We start from the raw sequence: 25,112 nt of genomic DNA on the forward strand, positions 1-25,112 counted from the left end.
GACCGTTCGTCAGTTCAGCAAATAAACTAATCACCCCCCATCGCTGCGGCAAGAGGCGGTCAAGAATCCGTCGAACCCACCACGCGCCGCCGCGGCTTCGGCAACCCTGAGGCCAGGCCCCGGCGACCCGCGGGGGCCGGATACGGGCGCGCGGAAGTCGCCGCGTAAGGTGCGTTCCCGGCATCCGCAGCGATCACCGCCGGCGCGCTCCTGGTGGTGCGGGCCGCGCCTGCCCGCGTACCGCCCCGACGGCTCGCCCCGCCGTGCCAACGGCTTCCTGTGAGTGTTCCGGAGGCCGTTGACCTGCGGTGGGGCGGCTATTAGTTTGCTGAATGAATAAATGGGCCTAAGAGGTTTCCGGGCCGGACCCGTCGCGGTCCGCAGCCGCGGAGAAAGGTCGCAGTGTGATGAACGGCGGCGGGCAGCCGGCCAGCAAGCAGAGCATGCGCCGGCACAACCTGGCCCTGGTGCTCCGTCAGGTCGCAGCCGGCGGGAGCGCCTCGCGGGCCGCCGTCGCCGCCCGGGTCGGGCTCACCAAGGCGACCGTGTCCTCGCTGGTGGAGGAGCTGCGGCTGGCCGGCCTGGTCGTGGAGCACGTCCCGGAGAACCAGGGCCGGGTCGGCCGCCCCGGTGGCGCGCTCGCGCTCAACCCGCAGGGCGCGGCCGGTGTCGGCGTCGAGGTCAACGTCGACTACACCGCGGTGTGCGTCACCGACCTGACCGGCGCCCCCCGGGTCCGGCTCACCGAGCGCGCCGGCAACCGCAGCCGGGACGCCGCCGAGACGCTGCACTCGGCCGGCCGGCTCGCCGCCCGGGCCATCACCGCCGCCCGGCGCGCCGGGCTCAGCCCCGTCCAGGTGACGCTGGGCGTGCCCGGCCTGGTCCACGACGACAAGGTGCTGCACGCCCCCAACCTCGACTGGCGGCACGTCCCGGCCGCCGACCTGCTCGGCCGGGGCCTGGGCCGGCAGCGCCCGCCGGTCTCGGTCGACAACGAGGCGAACCTCGCCGCGATCGGCGAGTTCCAGGCCCGGCCGGCCGGCGCCGGCGCGAGCTTCCTGTACATCTCGGGCGAGATCGGCATCGGCGCCGGCCTGATGGTGGACGGCACGCTCTTCCGCGGCGGCGGCTTCGCCGGCGAGATCGGCCATGTCACCGTCACCCCGGACGGGCCCGAGTGCGGCTGCGGTGCCCGCGGCTGCCTGGAGCGGTACGCCGGCCAGGACGCGCTGCTGGAGGCCGCCGAGCTGGACACCGTGAGCGCCACCCGGCTCGGCTCCGCCCCGGCCCCGGTCCCGGCCGCCGCGACCCGCCCCGGCGCCACCCGGCGGCAGGCCGTGCAGGAGGCACCCGCCGACGCCGGCGCCCCGGTGGAGCGCCTGGCGGCGCTGGCCGCCGACGGCGACGAGGCGGCGGTGCGGGCGCTGGCCGTCGCCGGCCGGGCGCTCGGCGTGGCGCTGTCCGGCGCGGTCAACCTGCTCGACCCGCCCGAAGTGGTGATCGGCGGGATCTACGCCCGGCTCGCGCCCTGGCTCGTGCCCAGCCTCCAGGTGCAGCTGCACGAGCGGGTCACCTCGGGCCGCTGGCGCTCCGACCGGCTCCAGGTCTCGGGCCTGGGCACCGAGGCGGCGGTCCTGGGCGCCGCGGGCGCCGGCGTCCAGGCGATCCTGCGCGACCCGTCGGCGTACATCGACGTGACCGGCCCCGCCGTCTGACGCCGCCTCAGGCGCCGCCTGATCGCCCGTCAGGACCCGTACCGGCATGTCTGTGACAACCCTTGACGCTCCGCGTCCCCGCAATTAGTTTTTTGACCCAACGAACCAATCCAGTACCCCGCTTGCGGTTTGCGCTGATCAGCGCCCCGCCGGCGGGCAGAAAGCATCCCTTGTCCCGTGCAACTCCCAAGGTGATGCTCCCATGCCGCGGGACGGACCGGTCGCCGCCCGGTGTGCGCCCTCCGCCGCACCGCGCCCCGGACCGGTGCGTCGTTGCGCGCGGTCCATCCCCCCATGCACGTGCGTATCCCCGAGGAGCCGCCATGCGCACGCCCCGCCCACGCACCCGTCTCGCGCTGCTCGCCGCCCTGAGCCTGTCGGCGGCGGCCGTCCTGACCGCCACCGCCCCCGCGGCGGGCGCCGCGCCCGCCCCGGCGCCCGCGCCCGCACCCGCCGCGGGGGCCGCCGCGGCGCCGTACAAGGTCCTGGTGTTCTCCAAGACCACCGGCTTCCGGCACGACTCCATCCCGGCCGGGATCGCCGCGATCCAGCAGCTCGGGCAGCAGCACGGCTTCACCGTGGTCGCCACCGAGGACGACACGGCCTTCACCGACGCCAACCTCGCCCAGTACGCGGCCGTCGTCTTCCTGTCCGCGACCGGCGACCCGGTCAGCACGCAGGCCGAGAAGGACGCCTTCCAGCGCTACATCGAGCACGGCGGCGGATACGTCGGCGTGCACGCCGCCTCCGACAGCGGCTACAGCTGGGCCTGGTACGGCAACCTGGTCGGCGCGTACTTCAAGCAGCACCCCGCGATCCAGCCGGCGACCGTGCATGTCGAGGACCATGTCCACCCGTCCACGCAAGGGCTGCCGGACACGTACACCCACACCGACGAGTGGTACGACTTCCAGACCGACCCGCGCCCGCAGGTGCACGTCCTGACCTCGGTCGACGACAGCAGCTACGCCGGCTCCACGATGGGCGCCGACCACCCCACCACCTGGTGCCACGCCTACGACGGCGGCCGGGCCTGGTACACCGGCATGGGCCACACCGCCGAGAGCTACGGCGAGCCGCAGTTCCTGCACCTGCTGCTCGGCGGCATCCAGACCGCCGCCGGGGTGCTCCCCGCCGACTGCTCGGCCACCTCCACCCCGCCGCCCGCCGAGCACGGCGTCAGCCTCAAGGCGCACGCCAACGGCAAGTACGTGACCGCGCCCGGCGCCACCCAGCCGCTCATCGCCGACGCCACCGCCGCCGGCACCGGCCAGACCTTCGACGAGATCGACCTCGGCGGCGGCAACATCGCGCTGCGCGCCCACGCCGACAACCAGTACGTGACGGCGGAGAACGCCGGCGCCGCGGCGCTGATCGCCAACCGCGCCGCGGTCGCCCAGTGGGAGACCTTCCAGCTGATCCACAACGGCGACGGCAGCATCAGCCTCAAGGCGGCGGCCAACGGCAAGTACGTGACGGCCGAGAGCGCCGGAGCCCAGCCGCTGATCGCCAACCGCACGGCCATCGGCCCGTGGGAGGAGTTCGACCTGACCACCCGCTGATCCCGTACGACCCGCGCCCGCACGCCCGCACCCGCCATCCGCGGCCGTGCCGAGCTGTCATGCCCATGACCTGCCCCAAGCGACAGAGCGACAGAACGACAGAGCGACCGCATGACCGAACGACCTCCCGCTCCCCTTCCCCTCCCGAGGAGACCCCCGTGCTGCCCGTAGACCCACGACCACGCCCCCGGCCGGGCCGGCGCCTGCGCGCCTGGCTCGCGCTGCTGGTGGCGCTGCTCGCACTGCCGGCCCTCGCGGTGCTCACCACCGCCCCCGCGGACGCCGCCGCCCCGCACCCCGCCGCCGCGGCACCGGCCGTCGCCGGCGTGCCCGACAGCAGCTTCCAGAAGGTGCTGCTCAACAACTCCGGCGGCAACCCGCTCCAGTTGGACATCGCCGCCGACGGCCGGGTCTTCTTCATCGACATGCTCGGCGACGTCCGGATCATCAACACCGGCGGCACCACCGTGACCGCCGGCCACCTCGACGTCTTCACCGCGAACGAGAGCGGCCTGCTCGCGATGGCCCTCGACCCGGCCTTCACCACCGACCACTGGCTGTACGTCTACTACTCGCCGTCCGCGGCGAGCGTCGACCGGCTCAGCCGCTTCACGGTCAACGGCTCCACCCTGGACATGTCCAGCGAGAAGGTGCTGCTGGAGGTCCCGGTGCAGCGCGCCGAGTGCTGCCACCACGGCGCCGGCATGGCCATGGACCACAAGAACGGCAACCTCTGGCTCTCCACCGGCGACAACACCAACCCGTTCGCCTCCGACGGCTACGCCCCGATCGACGAGCAGTCCGGCCGCGCCTACTGGGACGCCCAGCGCACCTCCGGCAACACCAACAGCCTGTCCGGCAAGGTGCTGCGCATCCACCCCGAGGCCAACGGCACGTACACCGTCCCGGCCGGCAACCTCTTTGCGCCCGGCACCGCCAAGACCCGCCCCGAGATCTACGCGATGGGCTACCGCAACCCCTTCCGGCTGGCCCTCGACGCCAAGACCGGCAACCCGGTCGTCGGCAACTACGGACCCGACGCCGGCGCGGCCGACTCCGCGCGCGGCCCGCAGAACACCGTCGAGTGGGACCTGCTCACCAAGCCGGTCAACGCCGGGTGGCCGTACTGCATCGGCAACAACACCCCGTACATCGACTACAACTTCGCCACCAAGACCTCCGGCCGGCCCTTCGACTGCGCCGGCGGCCCCACCAACGACTCGCCCAACAACACCGGCCTGACCAAGCTGCCGCCCGCCACCCCGGCGACCGTCTGGTACCACTACAGCGCCGACCCGAACAACTTCCCGCTGCTCAGCGGCGGCGCGCCGATGGCCGGCCCGGTCTACCGCTACGACGCCGCCCTCAACTCCGACCGCAAGTGGCCGCAGGCCATGGACGGCCAGGCGATCTTCTCCGAGTGGAACACCAGCAAGGTCTACACCTTCCACGTCAAGGCCGACAGCAGCGGCGTCGACGACATCCAGACCTTCCTGCCCTCGGTGGCGTTCAAGAAGCCGATGGACATGAAGTTCGGCCCCGACGGCGCCCTCTACATGGTCGAGTGGGGCACCGGCTACGGCGGCAACAACGCCGACGCCGGCATCTACCGCATCGACTACCTCAACGGCGGCGCCCTGCCCGTCGCCGCGGCGAGCGCCAACCGCACCAGCGGCCCGGCCCCGCTCGCGGTGAACTTCTCCAGCAGCGGCTCCAAGGACCCGGCCGGCGGCAGCCTCACCTACACGTGGGACTTCGGCGACGGCGCCACCTCCACCGCCGCCAACCCCGGCCACACCTACACCGCGGTCGGCAACTACACCGCCGTCCTGACGGTCACCAACGCCGCCGGCAAGTCCGCGACCGCGAGCCTGGCCGTCACCGCCGGCAACACCGCGCCCACCCTCACCATCAACTCCCCGCCCAACGGCGGGCTGTTCGACTGGGGCGACAAGGTCGGCTTCTCGGTCACCGTCACCGACCCCGAGGACGGCACCGTCGACTGCGGCCAGGTCAAGATCCAGGCCATCCTCGGCCACGACACCCACGGCCACCCGCTCGACCAGTACACCGGGTGCAGCGCCACCGTCAGCACCACGCTGTCCAACGGCCACAGCGACGGCGACAACGTCTTCTACGTCATCGAGGCCAGCTACACCGACAAGGGCGGCGCCGGCGGCGCGGCCCCGCTCACCGGACGCGCCCAGATCACCCTGCAACCCAAGCACAAGCAGGCCGAGTTCTTCACCGACACCGGCCGGGCGAGCGACGGCCAGGGCACCGACACCCCCGGTGTCACGGTCGAGAACGGCGCCGACAGCGCCGGCGGCGGCCAGGACATCGGCTTCATCGAGGACGGCGACTACTGGACCGAGTCGCCCATCGCCCTGAACAACACCACCGCGGTGACCTTCCGGGTCGCCTCGGCCAACTCCGGCGGACGTATCGAGGTCCGCTGGAACGCCGCCAACGGCCCGCTGCTCGGCACCGCGACCGTGCCCGGCACCGGCGCGTGGCAGACGTACACCGACGTCACCGCGGCCCTCGGCAATGTGCCCGGCGGCAGCGGAAAGATCTACTACGTCGCCCGCAACCCCTCGGGCAAGACCGGGCCCGGCGCGCTGATGAACGTCAACTGGATGGTCTTCACCGGCGCGGGCGTCGGCACCCCGGGCACCCCCGGAGGCACCGGCGGCATCAGCCTCAAGGCGCACGCCAACGGCAAGTTCGTGACCGCCGACAACGCCGGCGCCGCCCCGCTGATCGCCAACCGCGACGCCGTCGGCCCCTGGGAGACCTTCGACGAGATCGACCTCGGCGGCGGCAACATCGCGCTGCGCGCCCACGCGAACAACCAGTACGTGACGGCGGAGAACGCCGGCGCCGCGGCGCTGATCGCCAACCGGGCGACGGCCGGCTCCTGGGAGACCTTCCAGCTGGTCCACAACGCCGACGGCAGCGTCAGCCTCAAGGCGACCGTCAACGGCAAGTACGTCACGGCGGAGAGCGGCGGGGCCCAGCCGCTGATCGCCAACCGCACGGCCATCGGCCCATGGGAGGAGTTCGACCTGGCCACCGTGTGACGCGCCGGCCACCCAAGGGCGTGCCCCGGACCCGTGGAGGTCCGGGGCACGCCCCTGCGGGGGCCGCGGTGCCGCGGGACGGGCGGCTCAGGTGAAGGACGTCGGCAGGTACTGGTCCACGTTGTCCTTCGTCACCGTCGCGGAGAACAGCGTGATCGACGTCGGCACCTCCTGCTCCACCAGGTCGCCCACGCCCTTGCCCTGCCCGATGAGCCGGGCCAGCGTGATCGCCGAGGCCGACATGCTCGACGGGTAGACCACGGTCGCCTTCAGCACCCCGCTGTCCGCCTTGATCTGCTGCATCGCGTGCTTCGAGCCCGCGCCGCCGACCATGAAGAACTCGCTGCGGCCGGCCTGCTTGACGGCCGCCTCCACCCCGATGCCCTGGTCGTCGTCGTGGTTCCACACCGCGTCCAGCTTCGAGCGGGCCTGCAGCACATTGCTCATCACCTGCTGCCCGCTGTCGGCGGTGAACTGCGCGGCCTGCCGGATGCTCACCGAGAATCCCGCCTTGGCCAGCGCGTCCTTGAAGCCCTGGCTGCGCTGCTTGGTCAGGTCCAGGTTGTCGATACCGGCGATCTCGGCGATCACCGGCTTGCCGACCCCCTTGGCCTTGAGCGTCCTGACGATGTACTGCCCGGCGTTGACGCCCATGCCGTAGTTGTCGCCGCCGATCCAGGTGCGGTAGGCGAGCGAGTTGTCGAAAACCCGGTCCAGGTTGACCACCGGGATGTCGGCGTCCATCGCCTGGGCCCCGATCGAGGTGAGCGCCTTGCCGTCGAAGGGCAGCACCACCAGCACGTCGACCTTTCTGTCGATCAGCGTCTGGACGGCGCTGATCTGCGCGTTGACGTCATTGGTGCCCTCGGCCGCCTGGAAGCTGACGTCGGTGTACCGCCCCGCCTGCGCCTTGGCGTTCTTGGTGATCGCCGCCATCCAGCCGTGGTCGGCGGCGGGCGCGGAGAAGCCGATGGTGACGTGCTTGCCCGGCGTGCCCGCCGAGCCCGCCGCGGGGCGGTCGGCCGTGACGCCGGCCTGGTCCGCGCCGTCGTCGGTGGAGTTGCTGGTGCACGCCGACAGCAGCAGGCCGCTGCCCAGGGCGCCCGCGCCGAACAGCATGTTTCTGCGCCCGATCGAACCGGCTCCGGAGTCTTTCATGCGCGTGTTTCCCTTCGGTGCAGGAGGAAGTGCGGGAAGAGGAGGGGCACAAGGGCAGGGGCGGCGGATCAGGCCGGCGAGCGGGCGCCCTGGAAGCGCTGCAGCAGCACCGCGGCGATGATGATCAGCCCCTTGGCGATCTCCTGGATGTCCGTGGTGAGGTTGTTCAGCACGAAGATGTTGGTGATCGTGGTGAAGACCAGGACGCCGAGGATCGACCCGACCAGCGAGCCGCGCCCGCCGGCGAGCAGCGTGCCGCCGATGATGACCGCGGCGATCGAGTCCAGCTCGTAGAGGTTGCCGAGGTTGCTGGCGCCGCTGGTGGTACGGGCGGTGAGCATGACCGCCGCGACTCCGCAGCACACCCCGGACAGCAGGTACAGCAGCACGGTGTGCCGCCGTACCGCGATGCCCGCCAGCCGCGCGGCCTCCGGGTTGCCGCCGACGGCGAAGGTGCGCCGGCCGAAGGTCGTACGGTTCAGCAGCAGCCAGCCCAGCACCACGATCGCGGCCATCAGGTAGACCAGCAGCGGGATGCCGAGGAACTTGTCGGTGGCGATGCGGTTGAAGGAGTCCACGGTGACGACCTGGGACTGCCGGTCGGAGATGCGCTCGGCGACCCCGCGGGCCGAGGCCATCATCGCCAGCGTGGTGATGAAGGCGACGATCCTGCCGTACGCGATCAGCAGGCCGTTGAGCAGCCCGACCGCCGCGCCGACCACGACCGCGGTGAAGAGCATGCCGGCCAGGCCGTGCGACTGGGTGGCGACCGTGGTGCACCACACCGAGGCCACGGCGACGATCGCGCCGACCGACAGGTCGATGCCGCCGCCGATGATGACGAAGGTCTGGCCCACCGTGATGACGCCGATGACGGCCGCCCCGGTCAGGATGGTGACGATGTTGTCGCCGGTCAGGAAGTTGCCCGAGGTCGTGGTGCCGACCACGCCCAGCAGGACGAGCACCACGAGCAGCCCGAGGCTGTGCACCTGCGCGAGCGGCAGCAGCCGGCGCAGCGCCGGCCCCGCGGCGGCCCCGCGCAGCGCGCCCGGGCGCGCCTTCACCGGGGGCGGCGTGCCGGGGAGCGCGGTGACTGCGGCGCCCGGCCCGGTGTCCGCACCGGGCGCGCCGGGGTCCTGGGCCGGTCTGGGCGTGGTCCGGTCACTCATGGGCGGCTGCCTTCCATCACCAGGTCGAGCACATCGGATTCCTTGAGCGAGGCGGCGTCCGCCTCGTGGACGACCCGGCCCTCGCGCAGCACCAGCGCGCGGTCGGCCAGGCCCAGCACCTCCGGGACCTCGCTGGAGACGAACAGCACCGCGACGCCGGAGTCGGCCAGCGCCCGCACCAGCGCGTACAGCTCCGCCCGCGCGCCGACGTCCACCCCGCGGGTCGGCTCGTCGAGCAGCAGCACCCGGCAGCCGCGCAGCAGCCAGCGGGCGAGCACCGCCTTCTGCTGGTTGCCGCCGGACAGGGTGCGCACCGCGCGGTACGGGTCGGCGGGGCGCAGGTCCAGCTCCGTGACCCGCGCGGTGGCCGCCGCCCGCTCCCGGCCGCGGTCCAGCCAGCCGAACCGGGCGAAGCGCGACAGCGAGGAGACGCTGACGTTGCGCACCACGCTGTCGTGCAGGAACAGCGCCTGGCTCTTGCGCTCCTCGGGCGCGAGCCCCACCCCGGCCCGTACCGCGGCGGTCACCCGGCCCGGCGGCAGCGCCTTGCCGTCGACGGTGACCGTGCCGGACGCCGGGCGCAGGGCGCCGTAGACGGCGTGCAGGATCTCCGAGCGGCCGGAGCCCACCAGCCCGGCCAGGCCCACGATCTCGCCGGCGTGCACGGTGAAGGTGACGTCCTCGAAGCTGCCGGGCAGCCGCAGCCGCTCCACCCGCAGCACCTGCGCCCGCTCCCCGGCGCCGGCCGCGCCCGGGCGCTCGGGGAAGTCGTACACGCCCTCCCGGCCCGTCATCAGCGCCACCAGCTGCGCGGTCGGGGTGCTCGCCGGCAGGCCCGCGGCGACCGTGCGGCCGTCCTTGAGCACCGTCACCCGGTGGCCGATCGCCCGGATCTCGGCCATGCGGTGCGAGATGTAGAGGACGGCGACGCCCCGGGCGGTCAGCTCGCGGACGACCCGGAAGAGGTTGCCGACCTCGTCCTGGGTGAGCACCGCGGACGGCTCGTCCATCACCATCAGCCGGGTGTCGTGGGACAGCGCCCGCGCCATGCTGACGATCTGCTGCTGCGCGGGGGACAGGCTCCCCACCCCGGTGCCGGGCGCGATCTCCGGGTGGCCGAGCGAGCGCAGCAGTCCACGGGCCGCGGCGGCGGTCTCGCCGCGGCGGGTCAGGCCGAAGCGGGCGCGTTCATGGCCGAGGAAGATGTTGTCGGCGACCGACAGCCCGTCCACCAGGTCGAGTTCCTGGTAGATGGTCGAGATGCCGTGCCGCATCGCAGCGGTCGGGCCGGACAGCACGACCGGCTCACCGTCCCACACCAGCTCGCCGCCGTCCGGCTGGTGGGCGCCGGCCAGCACCTTGATCAGCGTCGACTTGCCGGCGCCGTTCTGCCCCAGCAGGCAGTGCACCTCGCCCGCGCGGACCTCCAGATCCACGCCGTCCAGCGCCCTGGCACCGGGAAAGACCTTGGTAATTCCCCGCATTCGAAGCAGAGGAGAACTCACATCGCCACCTAGGGAGGGGGAGAACTGTGCGTGCCGAGAAGGGCACAAAGCGTTCGTTCGTCAGTTCAGCGAACAAACTAATGAGCAGGTCAAGTCAGGGCAAGAGTGAGGACGGCACCAGTTTGGAAAACCGACGCCGCGTCAGTTGCCGTGCGGCGGACGTGCGGCGGCGGTGCGGCGGTGCCGGGGCGTGTACGGGACGGCGATGTGTACGGTGTATAGTTTACGGTGTATACGCCGACGCAAGGGGCTGACGCCGATGACCGCCGCGACCTCTCCGACTCCCCCGACCACCCCCCGCACCCTCCACACGTCCGCCGGGCCGGTCGACTACCAGGACACCGGCGGTACGGGACCCGTCGTCGTCCTGCTGCACGGACTGCTGATGGACGGCACGCTGTGGGACGCGGTGACCGAGCGGCTGCGCACCGGCCACCGGGTCCTGGTGCCGACCCTGCCGATGGGCGCGCACACCCGGCCCGCGCACGAGGACGCCGACCTCTCACCGGCCGGCCTCGCCCGCCTGGTGGGGGAGTTCCTGGACCGCCTCGACCTGCGCGAGGTGACCCTGGTCGGCAACGACACCGGCGGCGCCCTCGTCCAGCTGCTCATCGCCGAGGGCGCCGAGGACACACTGCGCCGGATCGGCGCGGTGGTGCTCGCCTCCTGCGACGCCTACGGCAACTTCCCGCCCGGCCTGACGGGGAAGACCGTGGTGCTCGCCGGCAAGCTGCCGCCCGCCCTTTTCGGCCTGTTCATGCAGCAGATGCGGCTGCGCCCGATGCGCCGGCTGCCGGTCGCCTTCGGCTGGCTCACCCGGCGGGGCGACGCCGCCACCGCCCGCTGGACCCGCGCGCTGCTGGCCGGGCCGCAGGTGCGGCGCGACGCGGTGAAGGTGCTGCGCGGCATCGCCGCCGACCGGCACGCCCTGGAGCGCGCCGCCACCCGGCTGCCCGCCTTCGGCCGGCCGGCGCTGGTGGTGTGGGCCGAGGGCGACCGCGTCATGCCGCCCGAGCACGGCCGCCGGCTCGCCGCCGACCTCCCCGCGGCCCGGCTGGTCGTCGTGCCCGACAGCTACACGCTGCTCCCGCTGGACCAGCCGGGCCCGCTGGCCGCCGCGATCCGCGAGCTGACGTCCGCCGGCTGACGTCCGCGAGCCGGCGGTACGGCCCCGCGCCCGCGCGGGCCCGGGACCGTACCCCTCAGGAACCGCAGGAACCTCAGGTGGTGGCCTCGGCCGCGACCGGGCCGCCGCCCAGCGCGTTGCGCAGCTCCGGCCCGGGCATCGTCAGCGAGACCATCCGCCGCCAGCCGGCGACCCGCTCGTACGCGTAGACGGCGTTGATGCCCGCCCGCAGCAGCGCCGACTTCGCCGGGGACCAGCGCAGGATCTCGCCCATGTGCGCCATCACCGCGATGCTGACGTCGCGGTAGATGCGGATCTCGGCCATCGCGCAGTCCTTGAGGGTGCGCTGGATGGTGCGGGCGTGGCCGGCGCGGGCCAGCCGCAGCAGCTCCTCGTGGCAGTAGGCGAGGTGGTTGTCCTCGTCGCGGGCGATCTGCCGCACCGCGCGGCCGATCTCCGGGTGGTCGCCGAACAGCCTGAGCAGCAGCGCCATCTGCTCCGACGCCCGCTGCTCGGTCACCCGGCTGTGCGCGAGGTAGGTGACGATGTCGTGCTCGCCCAGCGGCTCGTCGGCCTTGAGCCGGGAGTGGGCCAGGCCGATGCCGGAGCGCTCCAGCAGCATCGTGTAGTCGGTGTCGGCCGGCACCGGGGCGGGCTCCAGGTGGCGCCCGTGCAGCAGGCCGTTGAAGATCCGGCCGTGCTTGTCCTCGTCGGCGCCGTGCCGGGCGATCTTCGGGGCCAGCCCGGCCAGCGCCGGCGGCACCAGGGCCGCGATCCGGCCGTTCTCCCAGCCGCCTTGCGTCTCACCGCTCGCGGCGATGGAGCAGAAGAGCCGGAAGGACTCGTCGTTGTCGAGGATCTCCGTGAACAGGCTGCGCGCCGACAGCATCGCGCCTCTCCTCTCGCCGTCACCGGGTGTCACGTCGAGTCAAGGCCGGGCCACCGGGCCCCGCAACCCGACGGCCCCGGCGGCTGGGCCGTCCGGGGCACGCGGTGCCGCCCGGGGTCCCGTGGGGCGGCGGCCCCGCCAGGTCCGGACCGAGCCGCCGGTCCGGACCTGGCGGGGAGCCGGGAAGGTCAGCGGCCGGCGAGCCGCAGGTCCTGGGAGAGCGCGGTGTAGGCGGTCTTGGGCTGGTAGTTCTCGTCGAAGATGTTCGCCTGGCCCTCACCCTTGAAGGTGCTCGGCACCCACGAGTACTTGTCAGTGAAGCCCCACACCGTGAAGTCGGTGCAGTTGCGGGTCAGCAGGCAGCCTTCCAGCAGCGTCTGGTACGCCTCGTTCTGCGCCTCGACCTCGGTGTTGTCGGCGGGCAGCGGGATGCGCACATCGGCCTCGGTGATCGCGGTCTGCACACCGAGCTTGTCGAAGCGCGCCATGTTGGTGGCGATGTCGTGCGGCGCCGGGTACTGCGTGTCGAGGTGGCCCTGGATGCCGACGCCCTGGAGCGGCACGCCCTCCTTGCGGAGCTTGGCGACCAGGTCGTAGACCGCGGTGCTCTTGGCGTTGACGCCCTCGATGTTGTAGTCGTTGATGAACAGCACGGCCTTCGGGTCGGCCTGGTGGGCCCAGCGGAAGGCGTCCTCGATGTAGCTCGGCCCGAGCTTTTGCAGCCAGATGTCGTCGCGGTAGGAACCGTCGTCGTTGAAGGCCTCGTTGACCACGTCCCACTGCCAGATCTTGCCCTTGAAGTGCTTGACCTCGCTGGTGATGTGGTCGTGCAGCACCTGCCGCAGCTGGTCGGCGGTGAAGTCGCCCGAGGTCACCCAGGACGGCAGCTGGTTGTACCAGACCAGGGTGTGGCCGCGGACCAGCTGGCCGTGCGCCTTCGCGTACGACACCAGCGCGTCGGCCTGCGTGTAGTTGTAGGTGCCGCGGGCGGGCTCCACGGTGTCCCACTTCATGACGTTCTCCGGCGAGACCGAGGAGAACTCGGAGCCGACCTTCGCCTCGTAGGGCGCCTCGTCCGCCAGCGCGTCGGAGTTCACGGCGGTGCCGATGCGTATCCCGGCCTTCTGCGCCAGGGCCCTCAGGGGCGCCGGGTCGGAGCCGCCCGGCTTGGAGTGGCCGGGGGCGGGCTTGGCGGGGTGCTCGTGGCCGGGGGAGTTGGCCATCACGTTCGGCACGACGACGGCCAGCAGTCCGGCGGCGGCTGCACCCACCGTGACGGCACGGGTCATTTTCCTCATGGGGGGTCCTTCGAGCAGGCGGAACGGCGTCGTTCCGGCACAACGGTCTTCGAATGTTTCGGGACCGACTACGCAACTTGCGGACGCAACTTATGGCCTGACCCCCGGCCGGTCAACACTTCGGACACCATCGGATACCGGGACTTTCCGCGGCCCGCCCCGCCGTCCCGGCTACCGCCCCGCCCACCGGATCGCCCGCGAGGTCATCCCTCCAGGCCGCGGGCCTGCCGGAAGCGCGCCAGACCGTCGGACAGTTCGATCAGCCGGTCCGGGTACTTCTTCCGGTCGGCTTCCGGAAGCTTCCAGGGCTCATGCACCGCCGCCCCCTCCACCCCGGCGAGCTCCGGCACCCAGCGCCGCACATATGCGCCGTCCGGGTCGTGCCGGCGGCCCTGCGCCACCGGGTTGAGCACCCGGTTGGGCCGGGTGTCGGTCCCGGTGCCGGCCACCCACTGCCAGTTCAGCTGGTTGTTGGCGACATCGCCGTCCACCAGCAGCTCCAGGAAGTGCGCGGCCCCCACCCGCCAGTCGACGTACAGCGTCTTGGTGAGGAAGCTCGCCACCAGCAGCCGCGCGCGGTTGTGCATCCAGCCCTCCTCGCGCAGCTGCCGCATCCCGGCGTCGACCACCGGATACCCGGTCCGCCCCTCGCGCCACGCCGCCGCGTCGGCCTGCGCGGCCCTGCCGGTACGCCACCGGTCCTGCCGGGTGCGGTAGTCCGCGCCCGACACCCGCGGGCGCGCCGCGAGCAGCTGCCGGTTGAAGTCCCGCCAGCACAGCTGCCGTACGAACGCCTCCGCGCCCGCGCCGCCCACCGCCCGCGCCCGGTGCACCGTCTCCACCGGCGAGAGCGTCCCGAAGTGCAGATGCGCCGAGAGCCGCGAGGTGCGGTCGCCCGCCAGGTCGTCCTGCCCGCGGTCGTACGAGGCCAGGCCGCCGCGCAGCCACCCCGTCAGCCGGCGCCGCGCCTCGCTCTCACCGCCGGGGACCGGCCCCGGCGCGGCCTTGGGCAGCGGGGCCGAGCGCACGCCGTCCGGGACCCGTACCGTGCGCGGCGCCGGCAGGGTGTCCCGCAGCCGGTAGCCCGACCAGTGCCGGAAGTAGGGCGTGAAGACGGCGAAGTGGTCCGAGCCCTGCGGGGTCAGCGCGCCCGGCGGCACCGCGGTGACCACCGTGTCGTGCACGTGCAGCCGGCGCCCGGCCGCGGTCAGCTCCCGCCGCAGCCGGTCCTCGCGGGCCTGCGCGAAACCGCTGTCGGCCGCGGCCACATGCACCTCGTCCGCGTCCGCCTCGGCGGCCACCCCGCACACCTGCTCGGCCGGGTCGCCCTCGCGCAGCACCAGCCGCCCGCCCCGCTCCCGCAGCGACGCGTCGAGGTCGGCCAGGCAGTCGGCGAGGAAGGCCAGCCGGTTCGGCGCCGCGAACCCGGCCCGCGCCACCGCCGGGTCCCGTACGAACAGCGGCACCACCTCGTCGGCCGCCGCCAGCGCCGCCCGCAGCGGCGGATGGTCGTGCAGCCGCAGGTCGCCGGTGAAGAGCACCACCGCCCGCCGCACCCCGGCACCGCCCGCCCGGCTCATCCGCCCGCCTCCCGCGCCTTGCCCGCTTCCCGTGCCTCGCCCGCCTCCCGCCGCGCCGCACCCGCGGCGGCCGAACGCGCCGCCGCCCGCGCGATGTTGCGGGCCATGCCGCCGAAGACGAGCGCGTGGAACGGCACGATCGACCACCAGTAGGCGTGCCCCAGCAGCCCGCGCGGATGGAAGACCGCCCGCTGCCGGTAGCGGGTGCGGCCCTGCGCGTCGCGGTCCACGCACATCTCCAGCCAGGCCAGGCCCGGCAGCCGCATCTCCGCGCGCAGCCGCAGCAGCCGGCCGCGCTCGATCTCCTCCACCCGCCAGAAGTCCAGCGAGTCCCCGACCCGCAGCCGGTCGGCGTCCCGCCGCCCCCGGCGCAGCCCCACCCCGCCCCACAGCCGGTCCAGCAGCCCGCGCACCGCCCAGGCGATGCCCAGCGAATACCAGCCGTGCTCGCCGCCGATGCCCTCGATCACCCGCCACAGGTCCTGCGGACCGGCGTCCACCACGGTCTGCCGGCGGTCGGTGTAGAGGCTGCCGCCCGCCCAGTCCGGGTCGGTCGGCAGCGGGTCGCTGGGCGCGCCCGGCACCGCCGCCGACGACCAGCGCGTGCTGACCTGCGCCTCCCGCACCCGGCGCAGCGCCAGCTCCAGCGCCCGGTCCACGCCCAGCGGGCCGCCGGGCGGGTCGGGCAGGTAGCCGGCGATGTCGTGCTCGTGGCAGACCACCTCGTGCCGCAGCGACTGCGCGAGCGGCCGGGCGACCGCGGCCGGCACCGGGGTGACCAGGCCGATCCACAGGCTCGACAGCCGCGGGGTGAGCACCGGGACCGGCAGGATCACCCGCCGCGGCAGCCCGGCGACGGCCGCGTAACGCCGCATCAGGTCGCGGTAGGTCAGCACGTCAGGGCCGCCGATGTCGAAGCCGCGGCTGACGCCGGGCGGCAGCGCGGCGCAGCCGACCAGCAGCCGCAGCACGTCCCGTACCGCGATGGGCTGCAGCCGGGTGCGCACCCAGCTGGGGGTGACCATCAGCGGCAGGCGCTCGGTCAGGTAGCGCAGCATCTCGAAGGACGCCGAGCCGGAGCCGATGATGACCGCCGCCCGCAGCACGGCGGTGGGCACGCCCGAGGCCAGCAGGATCCGGCCGACGTCGGCGCGCGAGCGCAGGTGCGGCGACAGCTCGTCCTCGCGCACCCCGCGCGGGGTGAGCCCGCCGAGGTAGACGATCCGCCGCACGCCCGCCGCCCGGGCCTGCTCGCCGAAGAGCCGGGCCGCGTCGCGGTCGGTGCGCTCGAAGTCCTTGCCGCTGCCGAGCGAGTGCACCAGGTAGTACGCGACGTCCACGCCCGCCATCGCGGCCCGCAGCGACGCCTGGTCGGTCACGTCGCCCCGCGCCGCCTCGGCCCGGCCGGCCCACGGCTGGTCGCGCAGCTTGACGGGGGTGCGGGCCAGGCAGCGCACCCGGTAGCCGGCGTCCAGCAGCTCGGGCACCAGCCGCCCGCCGATGTAGCCGGTCGCTCCCGTCACCAGGCAGCGCGGCCCCGCCTGCTGCTCCGCCGGCGCGCTGCTCACCTCGGCACCTCTGCTGTCTCGGTCGGGGTCGGGCTGTCCCGGGCTGTTCCGGGCCGGGCGGGGCCGTCCCGGGCCGCCGTCGCGCGGGGCGCCGCGCCCGGCCCTGACGCACCGCCGGCTCCAGCACACCACGGCCGGCCCGCGCCCGGCGACCGCCCCGGCGGCACATCACCCGAAGTGCGCAATCCACCCGTGGCCGGGGGCGGGTGCGCCGGACCGGGGGCGTCCCCGGCCCCGCCCGCCCCCGGCCGCCGCTCAGACCTCCAGGCCGTTCTCGATCGCCTTGAGCTGGTGGCGGGCCATCGCCAGGTTCGCCCGGCCGCGGTCCAGCGCCAGATAGAGGAACAGGCCCGATGTGCCGCGCCCGCGCAGCAGCCGGATGAGGTGGTACTGGCCGCCCAGCGTGATGAGGATGTCCTCGATCTCGTCCTTGAGCCCCAGCATCTCCATCGTGCGGGCCTTCGCGCGCACCACGTCGGTGTTGCCCGCGGCGGCGACCGTGAGGTCCAGGTCCTTGCCCCCGCCGAGGGTGCCCAGCGCCATGCCGCTGGTGTAGTCGACGAGCGCCACGCCTATGGCGCCCTCGATCGAGGTCATCGCGTCCTTGAGGGCGGTCTCGGTGTCGGCCATGATCTTCCTGCTTTCGTCGGACGGTCCGCCGGACGGCCCTCTCGCCGCCCGGTCGCTCGTGTCATCGGTCGCCGGTACGGACCCGGGACCGGGTACGGATCCGGGTCCGGTTTCTGTCTTGGTCACGGCCGCCGGTCCGGACGGGGTACGGGCCCGGGCCCGGGCGCCGCGCGGCCGGGGCGGCTGCCGGGCGGTCATGGCGTGCCGCCGCCGCCCGCGCCGCCGCCGCCCGCGCCGCCCACGTCCGCGCCGCCACCCTCGCCGTCGATCAGCGCGGCGATCCGCGCGCAGCTGCGCCGCGACTCCAGGTGCAGCCGCCCCACGTTGGTGCGCGGCCCGGCCAGCACCGCGAGCATCGCCTCGCGCCCGGCCGGGTAGAGCGCGACGCAGCCGGTCTCGCTGCGGATCAGCAGCTCGCGGAAGGACTGCTGGCCGGCCGCCTCGGTCAGCCGCAGCCCCACCCCCAGCGCGGCGGCGGTCATCGCGGCGAAGCCCTCGGCGGGCAGCCCGGGCGCGTCGTCGGCAAGGACCAGCCCGTCGGGGGTGGCCGCGACGGCGCCGGTGACCTCCGGCAGCCGGGCCCGCAGGCCCTCCAGCTCGGTACGTATCGCGGCTTCGTGTGCCATCGACCTCCTCCTCCCGGCGCGTAGGGCGCGCCTTGCCGGCGACCGCTTCACCCCCGCACCCCCTCGTCCCCGCGCCGCCTCCCGCGGCCGGCGCCCCGCCCGGTCCGTACGCCGCTCACAGCCGCTCCAGCGCGACCAGCAGCCGCCGCAGCAGCGCCGCGTCCGGGGTGTCGCCGATGCTCTGCAGCCACGCCGGCGCCCGCGCCGGCTGCTCCTGGCCGGGGGTGTGCCGCGGGGTCTCGACGAGGCCCAGCGCGGCGAGCCGCCGTACGTGCACCAGGGCGTGGAAGGCGGGCCGCCCCAGCAGCGCGGCGATCGCGGACGGCGTCCGTGCCCCGTCCGCCAGCGCCAGCACCGCCGCCTGCCCGCGCGGCAGGTGCGCCGGCCCGGCGGACGCGGCGCCCGCCCGTAACGGCGTCACCGGCGCGGTGTCCAGCGCCGGGTGCGGCCACAGCGTCTCCAGCAGCCGGCGCCGCCGCAGCGCCTCGCCCTCCACCGCGGGCACCGCGACGGCGCCCAGCGAGCCGAACCAGTGGCGTACCCCGTGCCGGAACCGGGTCGGCCCGGCGGCCGGCGCCAGGACGAAGTAGGCGGCGTCGTGCAGCGCGCCGAGCCGGCTGATCTCCAGCTCGCCGGCGGCGATCCGGCGGTGCTCGACGAGCCAGCGCCCGGTCGCGCAGTCCGCGCCCGCCGCATCCACCGCCTCCCGCCACTGCCGCGGGGTGAGCCGGCCGCCGGCGGTGAGCAGCACCTCGATCCCGGGCGCCGCCGGGCTCTCGGCGTGCACCACCGCGCCGCCGTCGAGGTAGAGCGCGCCGGTGTCCCGTAACAGCACACCGGTGGCGCGCTGTTCGGCGAGCCGGGCGAGCATGGGGGAGTGCGCGGGCGGGGCGCTCATACCAGGACCAGCCCCTCGGCGAGCTCGCGCAGCCGGATCAGGGCCATGCCCAGGTTCGCCTGCGCCCGGTCCAGCCACAGGTAGAGGAACACCCCGCCCTCGTACGGGGCTTCGACGAACCGCAGCAGGTGGTAGCCGTCGCCGGTGACGACCACGGCCTCCTCGGCGGCCGGTCCCGGGCCGGTGTGCCCGGCGGTGAAGACCGGGTGCTCGGCGGTGGCGCGGGCGTAGGCGGCGGTCTCGGCGGCGACCGTCTCGTGGTCGCCGGCCGCGGCCTCGCCGATCACCCCGAGCGCGAGGCCGCTGACCCACTCCACCAGCGCCGCCCCGCGCGCCCCGGGTACCGTCATCGCCCGCAGCAGGCACTCGTCGATCCCGGACACACCGCTCCCCTCGGCTCCACGCGGCTGCGCGTCCGCCTGTCGGGCGGTGACGAAGAGGTTACGCACAGTGCCGCACATTCAGGGGAGTTCTGGCATTTTCCTGCGGTACATGCGGGAGCCTGGCCTAGGATGCCCGGCGTGCTGTGCCCGCGTCAGGGGCGCGAGCCGATGACCGCCACGCCCAGGTCGAACAGGCCGTCCAGGACGAGGTCCACGCCGACCGCCGCGAGCAGCAGCCCGATCAGCCGCGCCAGCAGCTCCACCACCGCGTGGTGGGCCCGGTGCAGCAGCGGCCCGAGCAGCAGCACGCACGCCAGGTCCACCGCGATGACGGAGACGAACGCGGCGACCACGGTGCCGCGCCAGCCCCAGTCGTTGCGCTCGGCGGCCTCGATCAGCACCGCCGTCATCGCCAGCGGGCTGACCACGTACGGCATCAGCAGCTCCCGCAGCCCGCTGTTCACGTCCGGCCCGTCCTGGCCGGGGGTGTCGGGGCCGGTGCGCACGCCCAGCACGAGACCGATCGCGTACAGGAAGAAGATGAGCCCGCCGGCCAGTTCCAGCGCGGGCGTGGAGATGTGGAAGAACTCCAGCAGCCACGGCGAGGAGAAGCCGGTCGCCACCCCGATGAGCACCGCGCCCGCCGACGACACCAGGGCGATGGTGCGCAGGTCGTGCCGCGGGTGGTGCTGCGCGAGGCCGGCGAAGGCCAGCAGCACCTTGGGCGGGCCGATCACGGAGAAGAACGTGATGAAGGCGGCGGAGTAGGTCAGGGTGATCATACCGGGCATCATGCGCAGGCCGGGGCGGCGGAGCGGGGATTGACGCCGGCCGGCCGCCGTGCCGCCACCGGCCGGCCGCCGCCCCGGGCCGGCCGGCCGCCGTCCTGCGACCGTCCTGCTTGGCCGCCGCGGGCCATCCGGCAGTATCGTTGCTCAGGGCAAGCATGGATCCCGAGAGAGAGTCCCTATGAGCGCCCAAGCAGACGCCGTCCAGACCGGCACCGCCGCACCCCCGACGGGCTACACGCACCGGCAGATCATGATCATCTTGTCGGGCCTGCTGCTGGGGATGTTCCTCGCCGCACTCGACCAGACCGTGGTCTCCACCGCCATCTACAAGATCGGCGAGAGCCTCAACGGCCTGACCGCGCAGGCCTGGGTGACCACCGCCTTCCTCATCACCTCGACGATCGCGACCCCGCTGTACGGCAAGCTGTCCGACCAGTACGGCCGCAAGCCGTTCTTCCTGTTCGCGATATCCGTCTTCGTCGTCGGCTCCGCCCTGTGCATGCTGGCGACGTCGATGTACATGCTCGCGGCCTTCCGCGCCTTCCAGGGCATCGGCGCCGGCGGCCTGTTCTCGCTCGCCTTCGCGATCATCGGCGACATCATCCCGCCGCGCGAACGCGCGAAGTACCAGGGCTACTTCATGGCGGTCTTCGGCACCTCCAGCGTGCTCGGCCCGGTCATCGGCGGCGCGCTCGCCGGCCAGGACTCGCTGCTCGGCATCGACGGCTGGCGCTGGATCTTCCTGGTCAACGTGCCGATCGGGATCGCCGCCCTGGTCGTCGTCGGCAAGGTGCTGCACGTCAAGCAGGACAAGCGCCCGCACCGCGTGGACTCCCTCGGCGCCGCCGCGCTGATCATGGCGCTCGTCCCGCTGCTGATCGTCGCCGAGCAGGGCCGCGAATGGGGCTGGGGCAGCGGGCGCGCCCTGGTCTGCTACGTCGTCGGCGCGGTCGGCATCGTCTGCTTCCTGCTCGCCGAGCGCCGGGCCGGCGACGAGGCACTGCTGCCGCTGCGGCTGTTCCGCAACAGCGTCTTCGCGGTCGGCTCCGCGCAGTCCGCGATCATCGGCATCGGGATGTTCGGCGGCATCACCCTCATCCCGCTCTACCTCCAGCTGGTCAAGGGCAACTCGCCCACCAAGGCGGGCCTGCTCACCCTGCCGCTGGTGCTGGGCATCATGGTGCTGTCGACCATCTCCGGCACCATCACCTCCAAGACCGGCCGCTACAAGATCTTCCCGGTCATCGGCTGCGTGCTGCTGGTCGGCGGCATGCTGATGCTGTGGCAGATGGACGCCGACAGCAGCCTGGTCTACGCCGACGTCGCGATGTTCGTCGTGGGCGCCGGGCTCGGCCTGAACTTCCAGACCATCGTGCTCGCGATGCAGAACGCCGTCCCGCCGCAGGACATCGGCGTGGCGACCTCCTCCACGACGTTCTTCCGGCAGATGGGCGGCACGCTCGGCGTCGCGGTGTTCCTGTCCATCGTCTACTCCGTCGTCGGCGACCGGATCAACTCCGCCTTCGCCGACGCCCGCGGCCAGGCCGCCTTCAAGCAGGCCGCCGCCGCGCACCCCGACCAGCTCAAGCAGCTCACCGGCGGCGGCTCCGCCAAGCTCAACGACACCTCCTTCCTCAACCACATCGACCCGGTGCTCGGCCACCCGTTCAAGGTCGGCTTCACCGAGGCCATCAACGTCGCCTTCCTGGTCGGCGCGGGCGTGCTGCTGGTCGCGCTGGTGCTGTCCTTCCTGATCAAGGAGGTCCCGCTGCGCACCACCGGGGCCGCCTTCGCCCCCAAGCAGGAGCCGGGGGAGGAGCAGCCGCAGGCGGGGGCCGGCCGCGCGGCGGGCCCCGGCCCGTCCGACGGCCCGGCCGCGTAGGCCCCCGCACGGCGCGAGGCCGTGGGATCGCAGCAGGCCGCCGCCCCCCGGGGCGGCGGCCGGGTCATCGTGGCCGGCGTGGCCGACTCCGACTCCTCCTGGCGGGCCGTCGCCTACGCGATCGGGCTGGCCCGCAGGCAGGAGGCGCTACTGGTGATGGTGCACGTGCTGCCGGTCCACCCGGCCGCGACGTTCGCCGGGCTCGGATGGATGCTCGCCGCCGACGACATGGCCGTCGCCGAGCAGCTCAGGAACCGGGTCGCCCTGGGCCTGGCGGCCACCCTCGGGCTGCCGGCGCCGCGCTGGGAGTTCCACATCCTGCGCGCCCCCGACGTCGCCGGGGGCCTGGCCGCCACCGCCGACGAACTGCGCGCGGACTCCGTCGTCGTCGGCACCTCCCGCGCCTGGCGGCACCGGCTGTGCGCGTCACCCGCCGTACGGCTGCTCAGGACCCGCCGGTGGCCGGTGATCGTGGTGCCGTGAGCGGCGGCGACGGGGCGGGCGCGAGGGACTGCTGTCATACCCGGTGACAGCAGGGGTCACGGTTGCTTGAATGCGGAGGGCACCTATCCGGTGCCCCCCGGGCGGCCGGCCGGGGGGCACCGCCGACCGTGCAGCGCCGACCACCCGTCGCCGACCCGCAGGAGCGTCCGCCGTGCAGCTGTCCCGCCGTGCCCTGCTCGCCACCCTCCCCGCCGGCGCGCTGCTCGCGCTGGCCGGGCGGATCCCCGGGGCCGCGGCGGACCCGGCGTCCGCCACCGGCGACCGGGCCGCGGTGCTCGGCAACGTCACCGCCGTCTTCTGCGGCACCGCCGCCTCCAACGCCCGCCCCGAGGTCGCCGGCAAGCTCGCCGCCCTGCAAACCGCCGCGACCTCCCACCTCGCCGCGATGGACACCGCCGGCAGCGGCGAGCTCTTCCACGGCGTGGGCCTGGGCACCAGCGACCCGCACCTGACGACCTCCTTCCAGTACCTGTACGAGATCGCGCTCGCCACCCGCGCCCCCGGCTCCGCGCTGCTGGACGACCAGGTCGTGCAGGCCCGCGTCCTCGACGGCCTGACCTGGCTCTACGACGGCTACTACGGCGACCAGTCGGCCGGCTACTACGGCAACTGGTTCAACTGGGAAATCGGCATGTCCACCTACATCAGCCGCACCCTGGTGCTGCTCGCCGACACCCTCGCCGCCACCGCACCCCAGCTCACCGCCGGCTATGTCGCCGCGATGGACGCGTACCTGCGCAACGGCAAGGACGGCGACGTCGACCTCGACTCGCGCTTCCACACCGGCGCCAACCTCGCCGACATCACCACCAACCGCATCCTGCAAGGCGCCGCCCTCGGCGACGCCGCCCGTATCACCAAGGCCGTCACCGACCAGCTCACCGTCTACGCCACCGTCGACCCCTACGCCCCGCAGCACGGCGTCACCGACGGCTTCTACGCCGACGGCTCCTTCCTCCAGCACGCCTCCGTCGCCTACACCGGCTCCTACGGCACCGGGCTGCTCAGCCGCGTCGTGCAGACCGTCAAGATCCTCGACGGCACGAGCTACGCGCCCGCCGCCGCCGACGGCGGTCTCGCCGACATCGCCGCCGGCTGGGTCGCCGAGAGCTTCGCCCCGCTCGTCGTCGAGGGCTGGATGGCCGAGGCCGTCAAGGGCCGGGCGGTCTCCCGTACCGGCACCGGATACGCCGACGTCGCCGTCGTCGTCGAGGCCGCGGTCGACCTGTCCCGCTACGCCACCGGGGAGCACGCGAGCGCCCTCGCGTCGTACGCCAAGCACCTCAGGGCCGTCACCAGGGCCGCGCCCGACCCGGCCGGCTTCGTCTCCCCGGTCAGCGTCGCCGCCTACGCCGACATCCTCGCCGACCCCGCCGTGCCCGCCCGCGACATCAACCCCGCCGCCCTGCACAGCGCCTACCCCGCCATGGACCGCAGCGTCCACCGCCGCCCCGGCCACACCTTCGTGCTGGCCCGCAGCTCCACCCGGATCAGCGGCTACGAGTACATGAGCGGCGAGAACCTGCTGCCCTGGCACCAGGGCGCGGGACACCACTACCTCTACCTGGCAGGGCAGGACCAGACGCAGAGCTTCGGCGTCGACTACTTCACCGCCGTCCCGCCCGACCGGCTCGCCGGCGTCACCGCCCCCGACGAGCCCCGGCTCAGCGTCCCCGAGCTGTACGGCACCCAGTGGTACGACAACCCCGCCGCCGGCTTCACCTCCTCCTCAGAATCCCAGAACACCTACGTCTACTTCCCGCTCGGCACCAACCCCCTGTCCGGCGGCGCCGTCCTCGACACCTACGGCAGCGCCGCCATGGTGCTCGCCCCGGACGCCGCCTGGGCGGCCGAGCAGGCCGGGCGGCTGCCCGCCGACTTCACCGCCTACCGCGCCGCCGACGCCACCAAGTCGTGGTTCATGCTGGACGACGAGATCGTGGTGCTCGCCGCCGGCGTCGGCGACAGCGCCGGACGCCCCGTCACCACCACCGTGGACGCCCGGATCGCCGGCGCCGCCGACACCGTCGCCCTCACCGGCCGCACCCGGCGCGGCGCCCCCGTCACCGGACCCGGCACCGCCCCGCTGGCCTGGCTGCGCTGGGCCAACACCACGCGGGGCACCGCCGTCGGCTACGCCCTGCTCGACGCGCGCCCCGACCCGCACCGGCCCGAGCCCACCGCCGCGCTCGACACCGTCACCCGCAGCCGCCGCACCGTCCGGCTCACCAACCCCGACACGGCCGTCACCAAGCAGGTCTTCACCCTCGCCTTCCACCAGACGGCCGGCGCCCGCCACACCGCGCTGGCGTACGCGATCGTCCCCGGCGCGACCGAGGAGCGGCTGCGCGGCTACGCCCGCGGCCCGCTCACCGTGCTCGCCAACAGCACCGCCGTCCAGGCCGTCCGGCACCACGGCCTCGGCCTGCTCGCCGCCAACACCTTCACGCCCGGCGCGCACCGCGTCGACCGGCTCACCGTCGAAGGACCCGCGTGCGTGCTGCTGCGCGAGGCCCGCGGCGGCGCGCTCAGCCTGGCCGTCGCCGACCCCACCACCGGCCGCGACACCGTCACCGTCCACCTCCACGGCCGCCGCTACCGCCCCGCGGCCCCCGCGCCCGGCGTGACCGTGCGGCCCGGCCCGCTCGGCACCGAGGTCGTCGTGACCACCCGCCACCTGTACGGCCGCACTGTGCGGGCCGAGCTGCGCTGAACCGCGCCGCCGGGCCGCGGAACCGGGTGCGG

19 protein-coding genes are annotated in these 25,112 nt (G+C 73.8%); 7 read left to right on the top strand and 12 right to left on the bottom strand.

Annotated elements, in window-relative coordinates:
* The first annotated feature begins 407 nt into the window (after nt 1-407).
* The 3 genes from HCN08_RS28730 to HCN08_RS28740 all read left to right on the top strand — a co-directional run bounded on the left by HCN08_RS28730 (nt 408) and on the right by HCN08_RS28740 (nt 6,360).
* Nucleotides 408-1,715 (top strand): ROK family protein, encoded by a 1,308-nt coding sequence (locus tag HCN08_RS28730; RefSeq protein ID WP_167986201.1) that lies wholly within the window; start codon nt 408-410, stop codon nt 1,713-1,715.
* Nucleotides 1,716-2,038: 323 nt separating this feature from the next.
* Complete coding sequence (locus HCN08_RS28735; protein WP_167986202.1) at nt 2,039-3,277, top strand: ThuA domain-containing protein; 1,239 nt, start codon at nt 2,039-2,041, stop codon at nt 3,275-3,277.
* A 158-nt stretch (nt 3,278-3,435) separates the two neighbouring features.
* Entirely contained in the window at nt 3,436-6,360 is a 2,925-nt protein-coding gene (locus HCN08_RS28740) for a PQQ-dependent sugar dehydrogenase (protein ID WP_206319364.1), read from the top strand.
* An 87-nt stretch (nt 6,361-6,447) separates the two neighbouring features.
* On the opposite strand, the gene HCN08_RS28745 is transcribed toward HCN08_RS28740, so the two are convergent.
* The 3 genes from HCN08_RS28745 to HCN08_RS28755 form a co-directional block, all read right to left on the bottom strand.
* Nucleotides 6,448-7,518 (bottom strand): substrate-binding domain-containing protein, encoded by a 1,071-nt coding sequence (locus HCN08_RS28745; protein WP_167986204.1) that lies wholly within the window; start codon nt 7,516-7,518, stop codon nt 6,448-6,450.
* A gap of 68 nt (nt 7,519-7,586) precedes the next feature.
* A complete protein-coding gene (locus HCN08_RS28750; RefSeq protein ID WP_167986205.1) occupies nt 7,587-8,687 on the bottom strand; it encodes an ABC transporter permease in 1,101 nt (366 codons plus the stop codon).
* Entirely contained in the window at nt 8,684-10,171 is a 1,488-nt protein-coding gene (locus HCN08_RS28755) for a sugar ABC transporter ATP-binding protein (RefSeq protein ID WP_167986206.1), read from the bottom strand. The genes HCN08_RS28750 and HCN08_RS28755 overlap by 4 nt, the downstream gene beginning before the upstream one ends.
* 280 nt (nt 10,172-10,451) lie before the next feature.
* Here HCN08_RS28755 and HCN08_RS28760 point away from each other — a divergent pair, with 280 nt between their 5' ends.
* Nucleotides 10,452-11,339, top strand: a complete 888-nt coding sequence (locus HCN08_RS28760) for an alpha/beta fold hydrolase (protein ID WP_167986207.1) — start codon at nt 10,452-10,454, stop codon at nt 11,337-11,339.
* Between the two features lie 73 nt (nt 11,340-11,412).
* Here HCN08_RS28760 and HCN08_RS28765 read toward each other — a convergent pair whose 3' ends face one another.
* The 9 genes from HCN08_RS28765 to HCN08_RS28805 form a co-directional block, all read right to left on the bottom strand.
* Complete coding sequence (locus tag HCN08_RS28765) at nt 11,413-12,207, bottom strand: ferritin-like domain-containing protein (RefSeq protein WP_167986208.1); 795 nt, start codon at nt 12,205-12,207, stop codon at nt 11,413-11,415.
* A 188-nt stretch (nt 12,208-12,395) separates the two neighbouring features.
* The gene (locus HCN08_RS28770) at nt 12,396-13,505 is read right to left on the bottom strand and encodes an endo-1,4-beta-xylanase (RefSeq protein ID WP_167986209.1); all 1,110 of its coding nucleotides are present in this window, start codon (nt 13,503-13,505) and stop codon (nt 12,396-12,398) included.
* 203 nt (nt 13,506-13,708) lie between these two features.
* Complete coding sequence (locus tag HCN08_RS28775) at nt 13,709-15,061, bottom strand: cryptochrome/photolyase family protein (protein WP_167986258.1); 1,353 nt, start codon at nt 15,059-15,061, stop codon at nt 13,709-13,711.
* Nucleotides 15,062-15,081: 20 nt separating this feature from the next.
* Entirely contained in the window at nt 15,082-16,653 is a 1,572-nt protein-coding gene (locus tag HCN08_RS28780; RefSeq protein WP_167986210.1) for an SDR family oxidoreductase, read from the bottom strand.
* Nucleotides 16,654-16,908: 255 nt separating this feature from the next.
* Nucleotides 16,909-17,283, bottom strand: coding sequence for a hypothetical protein (locus tag HCN08_RS28785; RefSeq protein WP_167986211.1), 375 nt, complete (start codon nt 17,281-17,283; stop codon nt 16,909-16,911).
* Nucleotides 17,284-17,477: 194 nt separating this feature from the next.
* Nucleotides 17,478-17,909: a roadblock/LC7 domain-containing protein gene (locus HCN08_RS28790; protein WP_167986212.1), complete on the bottom strand. Its 432-nt coding sequence runs from the start codon at nt 17,907-17,909 to the stop codon at nt 17,478-17,480.
* Between the two features lie 115 nt (nt 17,910-18,024).
* Nucleotides 18,025-18,807: a helix-turn-helix domain-containing protein gene (locus HCN08_RS28795; protein ID WP_167986213.1), complete on the bottom strand. Its 783-nt coding sequence runs from the start codon at nt 18,805-18,807 to the stop codon at nt 18,025-18,027.
* Nucleotides 18,804-19,157, bottom strand: coding sequence for a hypothetical protein (locus HCN08_RS28800; protein WP_206319370.1), 354 nt, complete (start codon nt 19,155-19,157; stop codon nt 18,804-18,806). The genes HCN08_RS28795 and HCN08_RS28800 overlap by 4 nt, the downstream gene beginning before the upstream one ends.
* Nucleotides 19,158-19,342: 185 nt before the next feature.
* Nucleotides 19,343-19,972 (bottom strand): MarC family protein, encoded by a 630-nt coding sequence (locus HCN08_RS28805; RefSeq protein ID WP_167986215.1) that lies wholly within the window; start codon nt 19,970-19,972, stop codon nt 19,343-19,345.
* A 187-nt stretch (nt 19,973-20,159) separates the two neighbouring features.
* On the opposite strand from HCN08_RS28805, the gene HCN08_RS28810 reads away from it, so the two are divergent.
* From HCN08_RS28810 to HCN08_RS28820, 3 genes are all read left to right on the top strand, one after another.
* On the top strand, nt 20,160-21,863 hold the full coding sequence (locus HCN08_RS28810; RefSeq protein ID WP_167986216.1) for an MDR family MFS transporter: 1,704 nt from the start codon (nt 20,160-20,162) through the stop codon (nt 21,861-21,863).
* 21 nt (nt 21,864-21,884) lie between these two features.
* Nucleotides 21,885-22,346: a universal stress protein gene (locus HCN08_RS28815; protein ID WP_167986217.1), complete on the top strand. Its 462-nt coding sequence runs from the start codon at nt 21,885-21,887 to the stop codon at nt 22,344-22,346.
* A 172-nt stretch (nt 22,347-22,518) separates the two neighbouring features.
* Entirely contained in the window at nt 22,519-25,080 is a 2,562-nt protein-coding gene (locus tag HCN08_RS28820) for a polysaccharide lyase family 8 super-sandwich domain-containing protein (protein WP_167986218.1), read from the top strand.
* Nucleotides 25,081-25,112: the final 32 nt, after the last annotated feature.

The organism is Actinacidiphila epipremni, assembly GCF_012034175.1.
GTDB classification, from domain to species: Bacteria; Actinomycetota; Actinomycetes; order Streptomycetales; family Streptomycetaceae; genus Actinacidiphila; species Actinacidiphila epipremni.

What these genes read in the sequence shown, in the direction of transcription:
- HCN08_RS28745 (WP_167986204.1), bottom strand. Translation starts at nt 7,518, where the DNA reads ATGAAAGACTCCGGAGCCGGTTCGATCGGGCGCAGAAACATGCTGTTC.
- HCN08_RS28790 (WP_167986212.1), bottom strand. Translation starts at nt 17,909, where the DNA reads ATGGCACACGAAGCCGCGATACGTACCGAGCTGGAGGGCCTGCGGGCC.
- HCN08_RS28795 (WP_167986213.1), bottom strand. Translation starts at nt 18,807, where the DNA reads ATGAGCGCCCCGCCCGCGCACTCCCCCATGCTCGCCCGGCTCGCCGAA.
- HCN08_RS28730 (WP_167986201.1), top strand. Translation starts at nt 408, where the DNA reads ATGAACGGCGGCGGGCAGCCGGCCAGCAAGCAGAGCATGCGCCGGCAC.
- HCN08_RS28755 (WP_167986206.1), bottom strand. Translation starts at nt 10,171, where the DNA reads ATGCGGGGAATTACCAAGGTCTTTCCCGGTGCCAGGGCGCTGGACGGC.
- HCN08_RS28805 (WP_167986215.1), bottom strand. Translation starts at nt 19,972, where the DNA reads ATGATCACCCTGACCTACTCCGCCGCCTTCATCACGTTCTTCTCCGTG.
- HCN08_RS28760 (WP_167986207.1), top strand. Translation starts at nt 10,452, where the DNA reads ATGACCGCCGCGACCTCTCCGACTCCCCCGACCACCCCCCGCACCCTC.
- HCN08_RS28750 (WP_167986205.1), bottom strand. Translation starts at nt 8,687, where the DNA reads ATGAGTGACCGGACCACGCCCAGACCGGCCCAGGACCCCGGCGCGCCC.
- HCN08_RS28735 (WP_167986202.1), top strand. Translation starts at nt 2,039, where the DNA reads ATGCGCACGCCCCGCCCACGCACCCGTCTCGCGCTGCTCGCCGCCCTG.
- HCN08_RS28810 (WP_167986216.1), top strand. Translation starts at nt 20,160, where the DNA reads ATGAGCGCCCAAGCAGACGCCGTCCAGACCGGCACCGCCGCACCCCCG.
- HCN08_RS28770 (WP_167986209.1), bottom strand. Translation starts at nt 13,505, where the DNA reads ATGAGGAAAATGACCCGTGCCGTCACGGTGGGTGCAGCCGCCGCCGGA.
- HCN08_RS28800 (WP_206319370.1), bottom strand. Translation starts at nt 19,157, where the DNA reads ATGACGGTACCCGGGGCGCGCGGGGCGGCGCTGGTGGAGTGGGTCAGC.
- HCN08_RS28765 (WP_167986208.1), bottom strand. Translation starts at nt 12,207, where the DNA reads ATGCTGTCGGCGCGCAGCCTGTTCACGGAGATCCTCGACAACGACGAG.
- HCN08_RS28785 (WP_167986211.1), bottom strand. Translation starts at nt 17,283, where the DNA reads ATGGCCGACACCGAGACCGCCCTCAAGGACGCGATGACCTCGATCGAG.